At 71.6% G+C, this 18,628-nt stretch carries 12 protein-coding genes; 7 read left to right on the forward strand and 5 right to left on the reverse strand.

Annotation, left to right across the window (positions count from 1 at the left end):
- Positions 1 to 124: 124 nt before the first annotated feature.
- Complete coding sequence (locus ACFFIO_RS12180) at positions 125 to 1,087, reverse strand: M56 family metallopeptidase (RefSeq protein ID WP_378042210.1); 963 nt, start codon at positions 1,085 to 1,087, stop codon at positions 125 to 127.
- 129 nt (positions 1,088 to 1,216) lie between these two features.
- On the reverse strand, positions 1,217 to 1,555 hold the full coding sequence (locus ACFFIO_RS12185; protein ID WP_115933250.1) for a BlaI/MecI/CopY family transcriptional regulator: 339 nt from the start codon (positions 1,553 to 1,555) through the stop codon (positions 1,217 to 1,219).
- A 201-nt stretch (positions 1,556 to 1,756) separates the two neighbouring features.
- Here ACFFIO_RS12185 and ACFFIO_RS12190 point away from each other — a divergent pair, with 201 nt between their 5' ends.
- The 3 genes from ACFFIO_RS12190 (at position 1,757) to cydC (ending at position 8,260) form a co-directional block, all read left to right on the forward strand.
- A complete protein-coding gene (locus ACFFIO_RS12190; RefSeq protein WP_378042119.1) occupies positions 1,757 to 3,352 on the forward strand; it encodes a cytochrome ubiquinol oxidase subunit I in 1,596 nt (531 codons plus the stop codon).
- A 97-nt stretch (positions 3,353 to 3,449) separates the two neighbouring features.
- Positions 3,450 to 4,469 (forward strand): cytochrome d ubiquinol oxidase subunit II, encoded by a 1,020-nt coding sequence (gene cydB, locus ACFFIO_RS12195; RefSeq protein WP_378042212.1) that lies wholly within the window; start codon positions 3,450 to 3,452, stop codon positions 4,467 to 4,469.
- Positions 4,466 to 8,260, forward strand: coding sequence for a thiol reductant ABC exporter subunit CydC (gene cydC / locus ACFFIO_RS12200; protein WP_378042121.1), 3,795 nt, complete (start codon positions 4,466 to 4,468; stop codon positions 8,258 to 8,260). Before cydB ends, cydC begins: the two co-directional genes overlap by 4 nt.
- Here the strand turns inward: cydC and ACFFIO_RS12205 are convergent.
- Positions 8,247 to 11,021, reverse strand: coding sequence for a DNA gyrase/topoisomerase IV subunit A (locus ACFFIO_RS12205; protein ID WP_378042122.1), 2,775 nt, complete (start codon positions 11,019 to 11,021; stop codon positions 8,247 to 8,249). The genes cydC and ACFFIO_RS12205 overlap by 14 nt on opposite strands.
- A gap of 95 nt (positions 11,022 to 11,116) precedes the next feature.
- On the opposite strand from ACFFIO_RS12205, the gene ACFFIO_RS12210 reads away from it, so the two are divergent.
- The 3 genes from ACFFIO_RS12210 (at position 11,117) to ACFFIO_RS12220 (ending at position 15,919) form a co-directional block, all read left to right on the forward strand.
- The gene (locus ACFFIO_RS12210; protein WP_378042124.1) at positions 11,117 to 13,837 is read left to right on the forward strand and encodes a bifunctional acetate--CoA ligase family protein/GNAT family N-acetyltransferase; all 2,721 of its coding nucleotides are present in this window, start codon (positions 11,117 to 11,119) and stop codon (positions 13,835 to 13,837) included.
- 121 nt (positions 13,838 to 13,958) lie between these two features.
- Positions 13,959 to 14,684 carry a DUF5998 family protein gene (locus ACFFIO_RS12215; RefSeq protein WP_378042125.1) on the forward strand — a complete coding sequence of 242 codons (726 nt, stop codon included), beginning with the start codon at positions 13,959 to 13,961 and terminating at the stop codon, positions 14,682 to 14,684.
- Positions 14,681 to 15,919: an alkaline phosphatase family protein gene (locus tag ACFFIO_RS12220; protein WP_378042127.1), complete on the forward strand. Its 1,239-nt coding sequence runs from the start codon at positions 14,681 to 14,683 to the stop codon at positions 15,917 to 15,919. Before ACFFIO_RS12215 ends, ACFFIO_RS12220 begins: the two co-directional genes overlap by 4 nt.
- 26 nt (positions 15,920 to 15,945) lie before the next feature.
- On the opposite strand, the gene sepH is transcribed toward ACFFIO_RS12220, so the two are convergent.
- Positions 15,946 to 17,370: a septation protein SepH gene (gene sepH / locus ACFFIO_RS12225; protein WP_378042129.1), complete on the reverse strand. Its 1,425-nt coding sequence runs from the start codon at positions 17,368 to 17,370 to the stop codon at positions 15,946 to 15,948.
- Between the two features lie 325 nt (positions 17,371 to 17,695).
- Between sepH and ACFFIO_RS12230 the strand changes: the two genes are divergently transcribed.
- A complete protein-coding gene (locus tag ACFFIO_RS12230; protein WP_159554876.1) occupies positions 17,696 to 17,995 on the forward strand; it encodes a DUF4193 domain-containing protein in 300 nt (99 codons plus the stop codon).
- 107 nt (positions 17,996 to 18,102) lie between these two features.
- Here ACFFIO_RS12230 and ACFFIO_RS12235 read toward each other — a convergent pair whose 3' ends face one another.
- A complete protein-coding gene (locus tag ACFFIO_RS12235) occupies positions 18,103 to 18,627 on the reverse strand; it encodes a DUF3093 domain-containing protein (RefSeq protein ID WP_378042131.1) in 525 nt (174 codons plus the stop codon).
- Position 18,628: the final 1 nt, after the last annotated feature.

The raw sequence follows: 18,628 nt of genomic DNA on the forward strand, positions 1-18,628 counted from the left end.
ACCAAAGCACCAGCCTAGCGAACCCCGGCCGATGGAAAGCCGGGAGTCGGCTGGGAGGCTCCTGAATGACGGCCCGAAAGCGCAGGGTGGCTGCCACGGACGGTGACCATGGCTACAGCAGGGTCTACAGCAGCAGCACCAGCGGGAAGGCGGCCAGGCACAACGCCGCCACGACGACCAGGACGCGCACGGCCACCGGCAGGGGGTCGGCGGGGGACAACAGGCGGTACAGGCGCAGGGTCAGGGGGACGGATCCGTCCCTCTGGACGTTCTCCGCCCGTGGCGGGGACGGGGCCGGGGGCGTCGGTGCCCCGGCTTCGCCGGTGAGCACGATGGCCCGCACCAGGTCTTGGCGGTCGTGGACGGCCAGCGCGGCGTCGTCCGCCATCATCTCGGTGAGGCCGGCCACGGCCCGTTGGGCCATCGCCGTGGTGGGCAGCCAGGCCACGGCCCGATGCCAGGCCTCGAAGGCCAGTCGGAGCAGGTCGTGCCGTTGGCGCAGGTGGGCCCGCTCATGAGCCACGACGGCGGCCACCTCCGATGCGGACAATTGGTCCAGCAAACCGCGGGACAGGACGGTCAGGGAACCGGTCAGGCCGGGGAGGCAGTAGGCCAGCGGGACATCGTGGGGCAGCACCCGCGTGGGAGTTCCGGAGACGCCCTCCGCCAGTCGGCTGCGTTCGGACGGAGGCGCTGCCAGGAGTTCGACCATCTGGCGGTGGCGGCGTCGGTTGGCCACGGTCTTCACGGCGGTGACGGCCAGGGTGAGCACGAGGTGGGCGAAGAGCATCAGGGCGAGGGTGGCGGCGGCGATGCGGGTGGGCAGCCACGGGTCGTGCTCGAGCAGGGGGATCCAGGAACCCTCCACGAGGGCCCGGACGAAGGCGGGGACCGCCTCGACCACGGTGTCCCCGAAGGGGGCGAGTCCCCACAGGAGGGGGAAGCCGATCAGGGAGAGGCCGCCCGCGAGGGCGACGGACTGCCAGAGCGCCATCGCGGCGGCGGGAGCCCGGCGGACCCAGCGCGCGCGGCCGAGCAGGACCGGGACCGGCCAGGCCAGGATCACGGCCAGCGCGGCGAGCAGCATGACGGACACGAGGGAAAGTCTAGAGGGCGGGGTCTCCCGCTCTCAGTCGACTCGGGGTGGGTGTCCGGGCGTCAGACCCACCCCAAGTCGACTCAAAGCCGGGATGGTGAGTCGGGATCGTGGGCCGGATCAGGATTCCAGGAGACGACGCACGGCAGCGGCCTCATCGGGGCCGATGCCGCCGATGAAGCGGGCGAGGACGGCCTCGCGGTCCGGCACGGAGCCGAGTACCTCGTTGAGCAGGCCGACGGTGTGGTCCTCACGGGACGAGGCGGCGGCATAGCGATGGGGCCGGCGCCCGCCGTCGCGGTGGACCAGGCCCTTCTTCTCCAGGCGTGACAGCACGGTGAGCACGGTCGTGACGGCGAGGTCCCCGGCCAGGGCGTCGCGCACGTCATTGGCCGTATGGGCTCCCGGCCGATCCCACAGCAGGTCCATCACGGACCGTTCCAAATCTCCCAGTGCCACGGGCGCCTCCCTCAAAGCAATGATCTCCACCACAGGTGTCCATCCGGACTCGACTTTATTCTACAGGACGTAGAACTTGGGGCTACTCTGGTTTCTACAAGCTGTAGAAGTCGAGTGCCGGACGCCCGCCTCGCCCTGATGGGGCGGGTGTTCGGTCCGGACCGGTGCGGACCCTCGCCGCACCGAGGGAAGGGTGTACCCATGGATCCCCTGGACATTGCCCGGTGGCAGTTCGGCATCACCACCGTGTATCACTTCATGATGGTCCCGCTGACCATCGGACTGGGCCTGGTGGTGGCCACCCTGCAGACCATGTGGCACCGCACCGGCCGTGAGCACTACCTGCGGATGACGAAGTTCTGGGGGAAGCTCTTCCTCATCAACTTCATCATGGGCGTGGCCACCGGACTGGTGCAGGAGTTCCAGTTCGGGATGGCCTGGTCCGAGTACTCCCGCTTCGTCGGGGACGTGTTCGGGGCTCCGTTGGCGCTGGAGGCGCTCGTGGCGTTCTTCCTGGAGTCGGTGTTCCTCGGTCTCTGGATCTTCGGCTGGCAGCGCCTGCCGAAGCGGGTGCACCTGGCCTCGATCTGGTGCGCCGTCATCGGCACCGTGTTCTCCGCCTATTTCATCCTGGCCGCCAATGCGTGGATGCAGCATCCGGTCGGGGTCGAGATGGTGGACGGCCGCCCCGTGATGAACGACATCTGGGCCGTGCTGACCAACAACACCCTGCTGGTGCACTTCCCGCACACTCTGGCCGGCGCCCTCTCCGTGGCCGGCGGCTTCCTGCTCGGCATCGCGTGGTTCCACCTGTGGAAGCGGCGCCGGGACGGCATCGACACCGTGGCCGCGGACGGCACCGTGGTGGTGGGCACCACCGGCTCCAAGGGCCGCGACGAAACCGACTACCGGGTCTGGTACTCCTCCTTGCGGTGGGGAGCCTGGATCGCGCTCGTGGCCTTCCTGGGCACCGCCTTCAGCGGCCATGCCCAGGCGCAGCTGATGATCCAGCAGCAGCCGCTGAAGATGGCGGCCGCCGAGGCTGCCTGCCATGACGGGACGGCGTTCTCCGTGCTCTCCGTGGCCGACCTGCGCAGCGACGGAGCCACCGACTGCGACGACGTCGTGGGCGTCTTCGAGATCCCGGGGCTGCTGTCCTTCCTGGCCCACAACAACTTCACCACCGACGTGGCCGGAGTGAACACCCTCATCCCGCAGTACCAGGAGGACTACGGCACCCATCTGCCGGACGATCCGATGTACGGCGAGCGCGCCGGCCAGGAGATCGACTACCTGCCCGTCATGGAGGTCACCTACTGGGGCTTCCGCATCATGATCACCTTCGGTGGTCTCGCGGCCCTGGCGGCGGCGATCGCGCTCTGGCTGACGCGGAAGGGCACCGTGCCGGCGTCCAAGCCGCTGATGCGGTTGGCCGTGTTCGGGATCCTGGCACCGTTCGGCGCCAACGCGGCCGGGTGGATCTTCACCGAGATGGGACGTCAGCCGTTCGTGGTGGCCCCGAACCCCGACCCGACCGGAATCGACCAGGTCTGGATGTACACGGCCGCGGCCGTGTCCCCGGGGGTGAGCGCGGGCGAGCTGTTGTTCTCGCTCATCCTCCTCACCACCATCTACGCCGTGCTCCTGGTCGTGGAGGTCGTCCTGCTCACCCGCTACGTCAAGGGCGGGGTGCCGGCCGGCATGCCCGAACTCACCCAGGATGAGCACGATGGCGACGCCGGCGGCGCGGGGAAGGACGGCACCGTTGACTCCGATGTCCTCGCCTTCGCGTACTGACCGTGCCGCTGCGGTCGCCGAGGCCGCTCCGACCGCCCAGTCCCTCGCGACCGCCCAGAACCCCGAGACCCCCGAGAGGTAGACCGTCATGGAATCGATCGAGTTCCTTCCCGCCTTCTGGTTCGCCCTGGTGGCCGTGCTCTGGGTGGGCTACCTCTTCCTCGACGGCTTCGACCTCGGCGTCGGCATGCTGATGAGGGGCTGGGCCCGGAACGAGAGCCAGCGCCGCGTCATCCTCAACACCATCGGCCCCGTCTGGGACGGCAACGAAGTCTGGCTGGTGACCGCTGCGGGGGCCATGTTCGCCGCCTTCCCGCTCTGGTATGCGGCCCTGTTCGCCGGGCTCTACATCCCCCTGACGATCACCCTGCTGGCCCTGATCCTCCGGGCCGTCTCCATCGAGTACCGGGGCAAGGCCCTGACCGCCCGGACCCGGGACCGCTGGGACCGGTGCATGGCCGGCGGCTCGGCCGTGGCCGCCTTCAGCATCGGCCTGATGCTGGCCGTGTCCACCACGGGCCTGCCGCTGAACGCCAACGGCGACCGTGTGGGCGGGCCGTTCGCCTGGCTGTCCTGGGAGGGGGTGCTCGGCGGCCTGGCCGTCGTCGGGTTCTCGCTGGCCATGGGCTGGGCCTACCTCGGTCTGAAGACCGACGGCGCCCCGCGGGAGGCGGCGCACCGCCACCTCACCCGCTGGCTGCCCCTCTACCTGCTGCCCATGGGCGCGTGGGGCGTGGTGGTGGTCTCTCGCCAGGACGGCCTCATCCCGTGGATCCTGCTGGCCCTGGCCCTCGCAGCCGCCCTGGGGGCCCTGGTGGCGGCCCAGCTCCGCCGCGAGGGCTGGACCTTCATCGCACTGGGTGCCTCCCTGCTGGCCGGCGCCGCGGGCGTCTTCCTGGCGGTGTTCCCCGTGGTGCTGCCCTCCACCATCGATCCGGCCTTCAACCTGACGGCCATGAACGCCTCCTCCTCGGAGTACACGCTGAACTTCATGGCCTGGGTCGCCGTCATCATGGTGCCGATCATCCTGGCCTACTCGGCCTTCGTGTACTGGGTCTTCCGGAAGCGGTTGCACGAGACGCACATCCCGGAGTCACACGTGGTGACACCGGTGTGAGACCCGAACTGCCCACCTCCCGTTCCGGCCGGGCGGCTCTGGCCGTGCTGGCCCTGCTGGCCGGGGTCAAGGCCGCCGGCTGGATCCTGCTCGCCACCGCCCTGGCCCGGGGCATCACCTGGCTGGCCGAGCGCCTGCCCGCTCCGGAGAGCAGTGACCTCCTCGGGCTGCTCTTCGCACCGGACCCGGCGTCCTACGATCCGCTCGCCCACGGGTTGCTCTCGGACGCGGCCGGAACCACCCTCACCCAGGTCGTGGCCCTCGGCCTGGCCGGTGTCCTCGCCCGGGCCGCCGCCACCTGGGGACAGCAGGTGTTCTCCCGGCGCGCAGCGCTGGGTGCCAAGGAGGAGCTGCGCCACCGGATGGTCGCCCACCGCCTGGCCTCTGCCGGGGCCGGTGCGGACCGGGCGGGGGAGGACTCCGTGCTCGCCTCCTCCGGCCTGGACGGGCTCGACAAGTACTTCACCCAGTACCTGCCCGCCCTGCTGACCGCCGCGGTCATGCCGCTCGTGCTCGGGGTGTGGATCCTCACCCACGACTGGGTCTCCGCCCTGGTGCTGGTGTTGACGATCCCACTCATCCCCGTGTTCATGGTCCTGATCGGGCGCTACACCGAGGATCGTGTCCAGCAGGCCGCCGAGGGACTGGACCGGCTGTCCCACCACGTGCTGGAACTGGCGCGGGGACTGCCCGTACTGGTCGGGCTGCGCCGGGCCGGCACGCAGCGGCAGGCGCTGGCGGGGGTCTCGGACCGCTACCGGGCCACCACCATGACCACCCTGAAGACGGCCTTCATGTCCGGCTTCGCCCTCGAGCTGATCAGCACCCTGTCCGTGGCCGTGGTCGCCGTCTTCATCGGCGTGCGGCTGGTCTACGGGGAGCTCGACCTCTACTCCGGGCTGCTCGTACTCACCCTCGCCCCCGAGGTTTACCTGCCCTTCCGGGACATCGGCTCCGCCCACCACGCCTCCGAGGATGGCGTGGAGGCCCTGCGCCGCGCCCGCGCCGACCTCGACCGTCCCGTCCCGGCCTCGCTCTCGGACGTCCTCGGCAGGGCCGTCGTGCCGGCCGGAGTGCCGGCCAGAGAGCCGGCTGCAGCACCGGTCGCCACAGCAGCCACCGGCCGGGGTGCGGGCCCGGTCGCAGACCCGTCTGCCCACGCGAGGGAGGACCGGCTGGTCCTCCGAGGTCTGGGCATCGCCTACCGGGACCCCGACGGCGGGACGTTCCCGGCCGTCGTCCGGCACCTGGACCTCGACCTCGCCCCCGGTGAACTGACCGTCCTCGGCGGTCCCAGCGGGACGGGCAAGACGACGGTCCTGTCCACCCTCGCCGGGGTGCTGAGGGACGGTGAGGCCGAGTTCACCGGCACGGCCGCGGGGCTGGCCGGCCGGCGCGTGGCCTGGCTCAGCCAGCACCCGGCGTTCAGCGAGCCGACGGTCGGCGCCGAGCTGGCGCTGTACGCCGTGGCGTCCGCGGGCCCGGACGGCGCTCCCGGCCGAGACGGCGACGACGGCCTGCTGGTGGCCGAGGCGCTCGCCGCCTGCGGCCTCGACGGCTTCGCACCCCGCCACCCGGACGAGCTCAGCCCCGGGGAACGACGCCGGCTCGGCCTAGCCCGCGTGCTGGTGCGCCTGATGGCGGCTCCCGTGGACTCCGCCTCCTGGCTGGTTGTCCTGGACGAGCCGACGGCGCACCTCGATGCTGAGAACGCCCAGCGGATCCGCGCCGTCCTGGCCGCACTGCGCTCCGGGCGCCTCCCGGGGGGCCGTGCCGTGGAGGCCCTCCTGCTGGTGGCCTCGCATGACCGCGACCTGCGGGCGCTCGCGGACAGGGTCGTCGGGGCGCCGACGGCGGGAACGCTGGGGTCCCCGGCTTCGCAGGAGCAGCAGTTGCCGCAGGTGCCACAGCAGCAGCCGATCGCCACGGCCTCGAGCGCGACGCCGGCCTCGGACCACGGCGGCTCCACCGTCACCGCCGCCGGGACCGAGACGCTGACCGCGGTTGAGACGCCGAGCGCGACTGGTGCCGACCCGCGGACCGGGACCAGCCCCTCGAAACGATGGCTGCGCTGGCGGCGCTGGCGCGGCTGGCTCCGGCTCTTGCCGCTGACGGAGCGGACGTTCATCGCCGGCGTGGCCTGGGCGACGGCGGCCACGCTGGCCGCGGCGCTGCTGTCCGCCCTCTCCGGCTGGCTGATCGTGCAGGCGGCCTATCAGCCTCCCGTGCTCTACCTGCTCTCGGTGATCGTCCTGGTGCGGTTCTTCGGCATCGGACGCGCCCTGTTCCGCTATCTCGAACGGCTGGACACGCATGACGCGGTGCTGGCCTGGGCGAACCGGATCCGGCTGCGGCTGTGGGACGCCCTCGGCTCGCAGGCGGCCCAGTGGGGCCGGCTGACCCGTTCCGGCGGGGCGCTGTCCGTGCTGGTGGCGGACGTGGACGAGCTGCGCGATGCGCTGCCGCGCGTGATCGTCCCGGTCCCGGCCGCCATCATCAGTTGGCTGATCACCGTCCTCATCGTGGTCCTGATGGCCCCGGCGGCCTGGTGGCCTGCGGTGGTCGCCGGACTGGCCGGCCTGGTGCTGGTGCCGCTCGTGGTGGGGCTGGCCGACCGGCAGACCACCCGCGCCCTGACGGACCACCGGACCGGGCTGCTGCAGCGCACCACCTCCCTGTTCGCGGCGGCCCCGGACCTGGCCGGCAACGGCGCGGCATCACTCGCCGCGGAACGGTTCGGGGCCGCCGACCGCGCCGCGGACCGCCCCCTGAAGCGCAATGCGGCGGCCGCCGGACTCGGGCAGGCCCTGGCCTCCCTGCTCTCCGGCTGGGCGGCGGTGCAGACCTTGGTGCTCTGCGTCCAGAACGGCGTGACCGCACCGGTCACGGCCATGGTCGTGTTCCTGCTGCTGGCCCTGGCCGAGCCCCTGGGCCTGTACAGCACGGCCTGCCAGGAGGCGGCGATCCTGTCCCGGCAGCTGGCCAAGACCGCGCCGCTGCTCACCACAGGGAACGCCTCGGGCACCGCCTCGGGCACCGCCCCGGACAACGTCACCGAACCTGACGTAGACCCGGTTGCCGACCCAGTTGCCGACCCGGTCGCCGACCCGGTTGCCGTCACCGGGATCGAGCTCTCGGCGGCCGCCGTGCGCTACCCCGGGACGGGGACGGACGTGTTCCGGGACCTGGACCTGACGGTCCGCCGTGGCCAGCTCGCGGTCGTCACCGGACCCTCGGGCTCCGGGAAGTCGACCCTGTTGGCGGTCCTGCTCGGCTTCCTGCGGCCACGGCAGGGCCGGTACGCCCTGGAGACCGCCGGCGGCCCGGTGAGCTCGCCAGATGCCGTCCTGAGCGCCGTGGCCTGGTGCCCGCAGGACGCCTACCTCTTCGACTCCACGCTGCGCTCCAACCTGAACCTGGCCCGGGATCCGGAGGACCGTCCCACAGACGGTGAGCTCATCTCGGTCCTGGGCCTTGTGGGCCTGGGGGACTGGCTGGACGCCACCCCGAACGGTCTGGACACGAGGATCGGCCCCTCCGGGCACTTCCTCTCCGGTGGCCAGCGCCAGCGGGTGGCCGTCGCCCGCGCGCTGATGGCCCGGGCCGACGTCGTGCTCCTGGACGAACCGACAGCCCATCTGGGGGCCGACGAGGCGGCCGAGTTGGTGGCGGACCTGCGCGCCGCCCTGGCGGACCGCACGGCCGTGATGGTGACCCACGACCGCCGGTTCGCCGGCTCCGGCCAGGTGCACCTGGACCTGGACGGAGCCGGAGGGGTCAGTCCCCGGTGATCACGGCATCGGAACCGTCCGCGAAGGGGTCGGTGTCCGTCGGCGCCTCGGCCAGGCCGCGGCGGCCCTCGGTCTCGCCGAACAGTGTCTCTCCGAAGAGGGTCTGCTCCGCGCTGTCCGCGTCGGCGCCGCCCCCGGGCTGAGCGGCGGCGGACGCGCCGCCGGCAGCAGCGCCGGACTCGGCAGCCGGGGCGGACGCGACCGGCGAGGCCCCGGCGCCGAGGGCCTCGACGAGCTGGTCCATGGCCAGCCCGGAGCCGTCGCGGGGGCCGAACTCGGCCGGCAGCGCACGGGCCACACCCTGGGCGGAGGCCCCGAGCGCGGGCTCGGCCCCGGCCCACGCCAGGGACAGCAGGGTCTCGCCCTTGAGCAACCGGTGTGCGCGGACACCGCCGGTGGCACGGCCCTTCGCCGGGTACTCGTCCAGCGGGGTCCTCTTCACGGACCCCGGGACCGTGCCGGGCAGCGTGTCCTCACCGGTCGCCACGGTCACGACGACGGCCCGGTGGCCTTCCCCCGCGTCCTCACCGACGGTGTCGGCCGGGACGGCGGAGAAGGCGATCACGGCATCGTCCGCGGCCACCTTGATGCCGGCCATGCCCCCGGCGGTACGGCCCTGCGGCCGCACCAGCGATGCGGCGTAGCGCAGCAGCTGGCCCTTGCGGGTGATGAAGACCAGCTGGTCCTCATCACGGGCGGTGCCGGCGCCGATGACCACGTCGTTGCCCTTGAGCGCGATGGCGTCGAAGTCGTCACGGTTCAGCGGCCACTCGGGGTTGACGCGCTTGACGATGCCGTTCCGGGTCCCCAGGGCCAGCACGGTGTTCAGCGGGACCAGGGCCACGAGCGATTCGCCGCGCTGCAGGGTGAGGAAGTCCTTGACCTTCACCCCCGCGGTGAGGTTCGGCGTGGGGGAGGGCTCCGCCAGGGCCGGGATGTCCACGACCTGCACGCGCTGGAGGCGCCCCGAGGAGGTGAGGGCGCCGATCTCGCCCCGCGCCGTCGCCGGGACCACCGAGCGGTAGGCGTCATGGCGCTGGCGACGCCCGCCGGTGGCCAGTGGGGTGTCGTCGGCGGTACGGGCCAGCTGGCCCGCCGTGCTGAGCACCACCCAGCACGGGGTGTCCGGGACCATGAGCCCGTCCGAGCCGCCACCCGGCAGGGCGGCCCGGGCGGAGGCACCGGCACCGGCCGCCGGGCTGGCCCCGAGCTGACCGGTGGCGCCGGCGGTGACGGGGGCGAGGTTCTCGGACTCCAGCAGGACCGTGCGGCGGTCGTCGCCGTGTTCCTCGGCCAGGTCCGCCAGCTCACCGGAGACGAGGTCGCGCAGCCTCTGCTCCGAGGCGAGGATGGCCTCGAGCTCGGCGATCGCCTTCTGCAGTTCGTCCTGCTCCGCCTCGAGGTCGAGCCGCGAATACTTCGTCAGCTGGCGCAGGCGCAGCTCGAGGATGTGGTTGGCCTGGATCTCGGTCAGGTCGAAGACGCCCATCAGCCGGGTCCGGGCCGCCGCCGTGTCATCCGAGGTGCGGATGATCTGGATGACCTCGTCGATGTCCACCAGGGCCAACAACAAGCCCTCGACCAGGTGCAGGCGATCCTGCTTCCGGCCCAGGCGGTGGGCGCTGCGCCGGCGGACCACGTCGATCCGGTGGTCCACGTACACCTGCAGCAGCTCCTGCAGGCCGAGGGTGCGGGGCTGGCCGTCCACGAGCGCCACGTTGTTGATGCCGAAGGACTCCTCCAACGGCGTCGTCTTGTACAGCTGAGCCAGGACACCCTGCGGATTGAAACCGCTCTTGAGCTCGATGACGAGCTGGAGGCCGTTCTTGCGGTCGGTCAGGTCCAGGACGTCCGCGATGCCCGTGAGCTTCTTCGCATTGACGGCGTCCTTGATCTTCTCGATCACCTTCTCCGGGCCGACGCCGTAGGGCAGCTCGGTGACCACCAGTCCCGTCTTGCGGGCGGTCACCTGCTCGACGGCCACCTTGGCGCGCATCTTGAAGGAGCCGCGCCCGGCCGCGTAGGCGTCCCGCACCCCGTCGAGGCCGACGATGCGGCCGCCCGAGGGCAGGTCGGGCCCGGGGACGTGCTCCATGAGGTCCGCCAGGGTCGCCTCGGGGTGGGCGAGCAGATGGCGGGCCGCGGCGATCACCTCGCGCAGGTTGTGCGGGGCCATGTTGGTGGCCATGCCGACCGCGATGCCGGAAGCGCCGTTGACGAGCAGGTTCGGGAACGCGGCGGGCAGCACGGCGGGCTGCAGGAACTGGTTGTCGTAGTTCGGCACGAAGTCCACCACGTCCTCGTCCAGCGAGGTCGTCATGGCCAGGGCGGCCGGGGCGAGCCGGGCCTCCGTGTAACGCGGGGCGGCGGGGCCGTCGTCGAGGGAGCCGAAGTTGCCGTGCCCGTCCACCAACGGCAGACGCAGGGAGAACGGCTGGGCCAGGCGCACCATGGCGTCGTAGATCGCCGTGTCCCCGTGGGGGTGCAGTTTGCCCATGACCTCGCCGACCACGCGGGCGGACTTCACATGGCCCCTGTCCGGGCGCAGCCCCATCTGGCTCATCATGTACAGGATCCGCCGCTGCACCGGCTTCATGCCGTCCCGGGCGTCCGGCAGGGCGCGGGAGTAGATCACCGAATACGCGTACTCGAGGAACGAGGTCTCCATCTCCGAGGAGACATCGATGTCCACGATGTTCTCCTGCTCCAGCGGGATCGCCTGGGCGGCCGGGGCGGAGTTTTTCTTGGGGGTACGGGCCATGGGGTGCTCTGAAGTCCTTGTCGATCGCCGGTCGGTCGCGAGCCTGCCGCGAGAACGCGTCAGCGCGAGGGGCGGGAATTGTCTACTGTGATCCTATGGGTGAGAAGCCGAAAACCCCCGAATATCCGGCCTACTGGGAAGCCGATGTCGTCTTGCGGGACGGCACCACGGCACATCTGCGCCCGGTGCGGCCCGAGGACGCGTCGGGGCTGGCCCGGATGCACGAGGGGCAGTCACAGAGCTCCATCTACCTGCGCTTCTTCACCTTCAAGTCCTCCCTGTCCCGCAAGGAGCTGGAGCGCTTCACCCACGTGGACTACCGGGACCGGGTCGCGTTCGTGGTGCTGCGCGGCGAGGAGATCCTGGGCATCGGCCGCTACGACCGGCTGGATGACCCCCTCGAGGCCGAGGTGGCCTTCAACATCTCGGACGCCTCCCAGGGTAAGGGCATCGGCTCGATCCTGATGGAGCACCTGGCCGTGGCCGCCCGCGAGAACGGCATCCGCCGGTTCACCGCCGAGGTGCTGCCGGAGAACCGAAAGATGCTCTCCGTCTTCCAGGACACCGGGTTCGAGGTCTCCCGGCACTTCGACGACGGCGTGGTCGCCGTCGCCTTCTCGATCGACCCGACCGCCAAGTCCCGCGCCGTCATGGAGTCCCGGGAGCACCGCGCCGAGGCCCGGTCCGTGGCGGAGCTGCTCGCGCCCGAGGCCGTCGCCGTGATCGGCGCCAGCCGCCAGTGGGGCTCCGTGGGCTTCGCCCTGCTGCAGAACATCATCGAGGGCGGGTACACGGGGCCGGTCTACGGCATCAATCCCGAGGCGCTGGAGGTGGCCGGGATGATCTCCCGCGCCTCCCTGGCGGAGGTCCCCGGGCCCGTGGACCTCGCCGTCATCGCCGTCCCGGAGGCCGAGGTCCCCGCTGTGGTGCAGGACTGCGCCCGCCACGGCGTCAAGGGGCTGCTCGTGGTCACCACCGGCTACGCCGACGCCGGCCAGGAGGGCCTGGTGCGCCAGCGCGCCCTGGTCCGCCAGGCCCGGGCCAACGGCATGCGCGTGATCGGCCCGGCCTCCGCCGGCCTGATCAACACCGCGCCCGAGGTCTCCCTGAACGCGTCCGTGTCCCCGTTCCTGCCCGTGCGCGGCCCCGTGGGGCTGTTCTCCCAGTCCGCGGTCATCGGCGTCACCCTCTTCGCCGCGGCCCACCGCCGGGGCATCGGCCTGTCCTCCATGCTCTCGGCGGGCAACCGCGCCGACGTCTCCGGCAACGACGCCATGCAGTACTTCGAGGACGATCCGGCCACCGATGCCGTGGGCGTCTACCTCGAGTCCTTCGGCAATCCCCGCAAGTTCTCCCGCATCGCCCGGCGTCTGTCCCGGTCCAAGCCCGTGGTGGTGGCACGCTCCGATGTGATGGGCCGGCGCCTGCCCCCGGGCCACGAGACCCGCACCACGCAGGCGCCCACCGGGGCTGTCGACTCCATGCTGGAGCAGACCGGCGTCATCCAGGTCGAGAACCACGATGATCTGATGGACCTGATGCAGACCGTGGCCAGCCAGCCCCTGCCGGCCGGTCCCCGCGTGGGCGTGGTCGGCAACTCCCTGGCCCTGAACCGGGTGGTCATGGACGCCGTGGAACTCCACGGGCTGACCGTGGCGAGCACCGTCCTCGTCCCTGACCTGGACGCCGCGCACGTGGTGGACGAGGCGGTGCGGGCGGTGGGCCGCGCCGTGTCCGAGACCATCGCCTCCGGCGAGGTGGACGCCCTCCTGGTGGTCACCCAGGCGGGCATGCACCAGGAGGTGGGCGACGCCGACCGGCTAGCCTCCGCGGTCGAGGAGGCCTCCCGCGGAACGTCCGTCACGGTCCTGGCCTCGCTCACCGGCGTCCTGGACCTCACCTACCGTTCGGCCAGTCTGCGGGGCTCCGGGCCGTCTACCGAGGAGGGGCGGCAGCGCGGGATCCCGGTGTTCTCCTCGCCCGAACAGGCCGCGCGCGTCCTGTCCCGCCTCGTCTGGTACAGCGCCTGGCGGGAGGCCGAGGCCGGGGTGCCCGTGGAACCCGAGGGCGTCGACCGCAACCGCGCCGAGGAACTCATCGAGGACTGGGCCTCGCGCGCCCACGGCACCGACCTGGTCCGCCTCACCGCGGAGGAGGCCGGGGAACTGCTCGGCTGCTATGGCATCCGGGTGCTGCCCGCGGCCCGCTTCACCACCGAGGACGAGGCCGTCCGGGCGGCCGACCGCCTGGGCTGGCCCGTGGCGGTCAAGGCCGTGGACTCCTACCTGCGCCACCGCCTGGACCTCGGCGGGGTGCGGCTCAACATCGTGGACGCCGAATCGCTGCGGCGCAACGTGGCCCAGATGCGCCAGGTCCTCGAGCCCTTCGGCAGCCCCGGCCTCGAGGTGCAGTCCATGGCCCCCTCCGGGCAGGCCTGCACCATCACCGCCCTCGAGGACCCGCTCCTGGGACCGGTGGTCTCCTTCGGCATCGCCGGGGACGCCGTGGACCTGCTGGACGACTGGGTCCACCGGGTGCCACCGCTGACCAACCAGGACCTGGACCGGATGATCCGCGCCCCGCGGGCCGCCGCCAAGCTCTTCGGCTATGGGGGACTGCCCGCCGTGGACACGGACGCCCTGCAGGACCTGCTGGCCCGGGTCGCCGCCCTGAAGGACGACCACCCGCAGGTGGCCCGGATCCGGTTCAACCCGGTGCTGGCCTCGGACCGTGGCGTCACGGTCCTCTCCACGGAGATCGACGTGGCCAACGCCGCCCAGCGGACCGACTCCGCACGCCGGGCCATGCGGGACTGACCGGCCGGCCCGGTCAGGCAACTGGCCGGCTGCCCCTGCCAGGGGGTGGACCGGCTGCTCCTGATCAGGGACCTGCCACCACGGCCCACCAGCGGGGGTGCCTGCCGATAGCATGGACACCATGACTCCACTGCGCAGGAACCCGGGATCGGGCCAGCAACCCTCCGGGCACCACTCCTCGGGGAACGCCAACACCGGGTCCGGGGCCGACTCGAACGCTCCGCAGCACCGTCCGGCACCGCCGGCCGACGGCACGGGGGCCTCGATGCCCAGCCTCGGGGCGGACATCGAGCGCGCCGGGTTCTACCCGGAGCTCGTGGCGGATGTCCTGGACTCCGTCCTGGACGGACGGGAGGTCTCGAGCCACCTGGTGCACGTGGACACGCACTTCGACTATGACGAGATCCACCGCCACATCACCGTACTGGCGCTCGCCGAGGACATCGTGGCGGCCCTGCACCTGGACGACCACGCGATAGACGACGCGGGCCGGGAGATCATGGCCCAGGTCTCCACCGAGGTGGTCCCCGTGCGCCGGATCGACTCCGTGGTGGCCACCACCATGCACCCGCAGCCGCAGAACTTCCGCCGCGGCGACCCGATCGCCGAGGTCACCCTGTCCGTGACCTGGGCCGGCGGCCAGCGGCTCGACCTGGCACCTGCCGCCTGCGGCGATCCCGAGTGCGAGGCCGACCACGGGTACACCGGCACCTCCACGCGCGAGGACCTCGTCCTGCGGGTCGCCGCGGAGGCCGAGGGGCAGCAGGCCGTCGACCAGGCGCTGGTGTTCTATCGTGAACTGCGCCGGGCCACCACGGACGACACCGGGGTCCGGTCCGGCCGGTGACCTCCGCACCACCGCTGCCCGCAGGTCCTCCCTTCGCCGGTAGGTCCCTCTCCGGGGTCCTCACCTCCGCCGCGGCGGCCCTCGGCGCCGGCGGCTTCACCAACTCCCTGCAGCTGCCGCGGACCCGGCGCGCCGTCGTCGTCATGGTGGACGGGCTCGGCAAGGCGCTGCTGAAGCGGTACGCCGGCCACGCCCCTTTCCTCCGGTCCGTCCTGGAGCGGGATGCGGCCACCCTGCAGGTCGCCTTCCCCACGACGACGGCCGCCTCCCTCTCGAGCCTCGGCACCGGCATGGAGCCGGGCCGTCACGGCCTGGTCGGCTACGACGTCCTCGACCCGGAGCGGGACACGGTCATCAACCAGCTCGGCGGCTGGGACCCCCTGACCGATCCCCGCTACTGGCAGCCGCATCCCACGGTGTTCGAACGCCTCTCCGCCACGCGGCCGGTGTCCGCCGATGACACCGGCGACGCCGAAGGCACGGGTCGCCGCGTTTCGGCCTTCGACGATCCCGGCGTGGATGCGGTGACCGTCTCCCTGCCGGCGTTCGAGGACTCGGCCCTGACGGAGGCGTCCCTGCGGGGCTCACGGTTCGTCGGGGCGAAGACCCTGCAGGCCCGGTTCCAGAAGGCCAAGGAGGAACTGCACGCCGCCACCGGCCCGGTGCTGCTGTACCTCTACCTCAACGAACTGGACAAGGCCGGTCACCAGCACGGGACCGGCTCGGAGCAGTGGCTCTACGCCCTCGAGGAGATCGACGGCGCCGCCCGCCGCCTCAGTGCCGCCGTGCCCCGGGACACGCTGCTCATGCTCACCGGAGACCACGGGATGGTGGACGTGCCCGAGTCCGGCAGGATCGATTACGCCGAACTGCCGGCCCTGGTGGACGGCGTCCGGCACACGGCGGGGGAGCCCCGCTTCGTCCAGGTGCATTTCGAGGCGGACGCCTCGGAGACCGTGCGGGAGTCGACGGTGGCGGCGTGGCAGGCGGCCTTCGCCGACCAGGCGTGGATCCTGACACGAGAGGAAGCCGTCCGGGCCGGGTGGTTCGGCGCGGTGGACACGCGGGTGGCACCGCGCATCGGCGACCTCCTGGTGGCCGCCCACGGGCCGGTCGCCCTGTATGACGGCCGGAGGGTGGCGCCGGCCGCCTTCGAGATGGTGGGCCACCACGGTGCCCCGACGCGGGCGGAGCGGGAGGTGCCGCTCTTGGTGATGCACCGTCCCCGGCGCTGACGGCTTCGGCGACGGCAGGGGAGAGGTCAGTCGCCCTTGCGGCCGAAGACGATCTCGTCCCAGCTGGGCACCGAGGGCCGTTTCGACTTGGTCCCCGCATTCCTGGTCCCGGGCTTGCGCCCCGACGTCCGGCCCTTGTCCCCGGCGGCCGTGGCAGGCTCGTCCTCTCCGTTCCGGGGCCGCGGCGAGCCGTCGGCACTGAAGTCCAGGGCGGTCTGGTCCGGATGCACCGCGGGGGCGGTCTGCTCATCTCCGCGCTGGTGATCGCCGGTCGCTCCATCGGCGGACCTGTCGTCCCCGCCGTCTGCGTCATCGCCGTCGCTGCGAACGCCCCCGTCCATGCCTCTGTCGGCGTCGTCTTCCGCGATCGCCCAGGCGTCGTGGTCAGCGCTGCCGGCGCTGGCAGCCGGCATCGTGCGGCCGAACCGACGACCCCAGCGGCTGGTGCTGCTCTCGTCCGCGGTGTCTCCGTCGGCATCCTCACCAGCGTCGCCGGCGTCATCAGTGACATCAGCGTTGTCATCCTGGCCGGAGGGGGTGGAGGCCACGGTCAGGCGGGGCCGCGAGGTCCCTGTGGAGGACTGCTCATCACGGGTGAGCATGAGGGCCAGCTCGTCGTCGCCGTCCTCGTCCACGCCGAGGCGCTGACCGCGGCGGGCTCGCAACACGTCCAGCAACTCGTCCTGCGAGTCCTGGTCGACGGCCGGGCGGGGCCCGGCGGACGCGGTGGAGGATGATGGCGCCGGGGTCTCGTCCTCCTCCACGTTGAACGGCCGGTCACCGACGGCGGAGAGCCGGCGCCCCCCGAACGGCCCGTCCAGGGGGTCGAGTTCGGACAGGACCTGAGCCCAGCGGTTCTGGTTGTCGAGGTGCTGGCTGGACTGGCGATACGTCCACAGGGCCGGGGACTGGTCTCCGATCGCGGACGCGGACCCGTCGTGTCCGTCCGTCGAGAAGTGGAGGCTGATGGTCCAGGAGCCCTCCGGGTTGCGCCAGGCATCCCACTGGGCCGTGGCCGGGTCCATGCCGAGGGACGTCAGGCGGTGGCGGACCATGTCACCCAGGAGGGCAGGCTCCTCGCCGAACGTGCTGCGGTACAGGTCGTGGCCGGTCTGGGGGGCCACGACCTCGACCTGGCGGGCCAGGTGGGCGATCCAGTCGCGTTCGGCCAGGACCGGGCCCTCGTACTTCCGGACCCGCTCGAGGTCCACACCGGACTCGGCGGAGACCTCTTCGGCGGTGGCACCGGCACGGATGCGAGCCTGGATGTCACGGGGTGTCACCACGCCGGCCGCGGCATCGGCGGCGCGGGCGGAGGGCCGGCCGATGGGGCGGGTCGCTGCCGATCGCAGGGCCTCGGTCACCGGCAGGGAGAACTCCTCGCCGGCCTCGTTGCTCAACAGCAGGTGTCCGCGATCCTCCTGGACACCAACGAGACGGAGTTCCTGCATGTTTGTCCTCCACGGTCGGTCTACCCACATTCTCCCACCGACTTTGCCACGATTCGGCGGGGCATGCACCACGCCGGTCCGGTGTGGCGCGGATCCGTGGAAGGCGGCCGGTGCGTGTCCGCTCTCAGCGATTTGGTTTTTCCCTGGACGTGGGGAACAATCTCCACGACGCGCAGACTGAAGCCAAGGCCCCGTGGGCCTTCTGCCCCGGTTTCTCGCGGCCGGTTTCCCCAGCCATCCCCGGGGGTTCCGGTGACCTTGTCGCAACATCCCACCCACGGTCGGTCATCGCCGGCCACACCAGCGGAGCGTGAATACACCCCTTATGGCCACCGATTACGACGCGCCACGCAAGAACGAAGATGAGCTGAACGAGAGCTCCATCGAGGAACTGAAGAACCGCCGCACGGACACCCAGTCCGCCGTGGTGGACGAGGACGAGGCTGAGGCCGCGGAAGGCTTCGAGCTGCCCGGCGCCGACCTCTCCGGCGAGGAACTGATGGTCCGGGTGCTTCCCGCCCAGGCCGACGAGTTCACCTGCGCCTCCTGCTTCCTCGTGCGCCACCGGTCCCAGGTCGCCAAGGAGAAGGACGGCCTGCTGTTCTGCAAGGACTGCGAGGGCTGAGCCAGCAACGCTCCCACGGGCTGCGTTCCAGCCGAACACCACACAGGCCGGCCAGGTACTCCTGGCCGGCCTGTGGTGTTACTGGTCTCAGTCGGTGTCAGTCGGTTTCAGTCGGACTCGACGTCGCGGGCCATGGTGCCGCCCAGGACCTCGACGAGCTGCTCCGGGTTCCTCGTGCTGGTCAGCCAGTACGGAGTTCGGTCCCGCTCGTCCTCGATCTGGATGCGGACCACCGGGTCGATCCAGCCGCGGATGCACAGGAAGGCCAGTCCGTGCAGGGCCGGACCGCGCTGGTGGGTCGCATCGTCTCCGCGGTACCCGGTCACAGCGCCGACGTGGCGGCGCTCGATTCCGGCCCGGCCGACCTGCAGGGACCGTTCGGTGACCTGGATCCTGGGAGTGGAGAGCGTCAGCAGGATCGCGATGATCGCGAAGACCACCACGGCGGCTCCCAACCCGATCTCCAGTCCGATCGGCACGAAGACCAGAATGGACAGGCCGGAGATCATCAGGGCCATCAACCAGATCCACACGGAAGGACGCAGTTTCTCTTCGTAGAGGACCCGATCGGGTGCCTCCGGGGTGGGTGGATGACCGGGCTGTTCCGCAGGGGCCGAGGAGGATTCGTGCATG

The organism is Citricoccus parietis, assembly GCF_042433045.1.
Classification (GTDB): Bacteria; Actinomycetota; Actinomycetes; order Actinomycetales; family Micrococcaceae; genus Citricoccus; species Citricoccus parietis.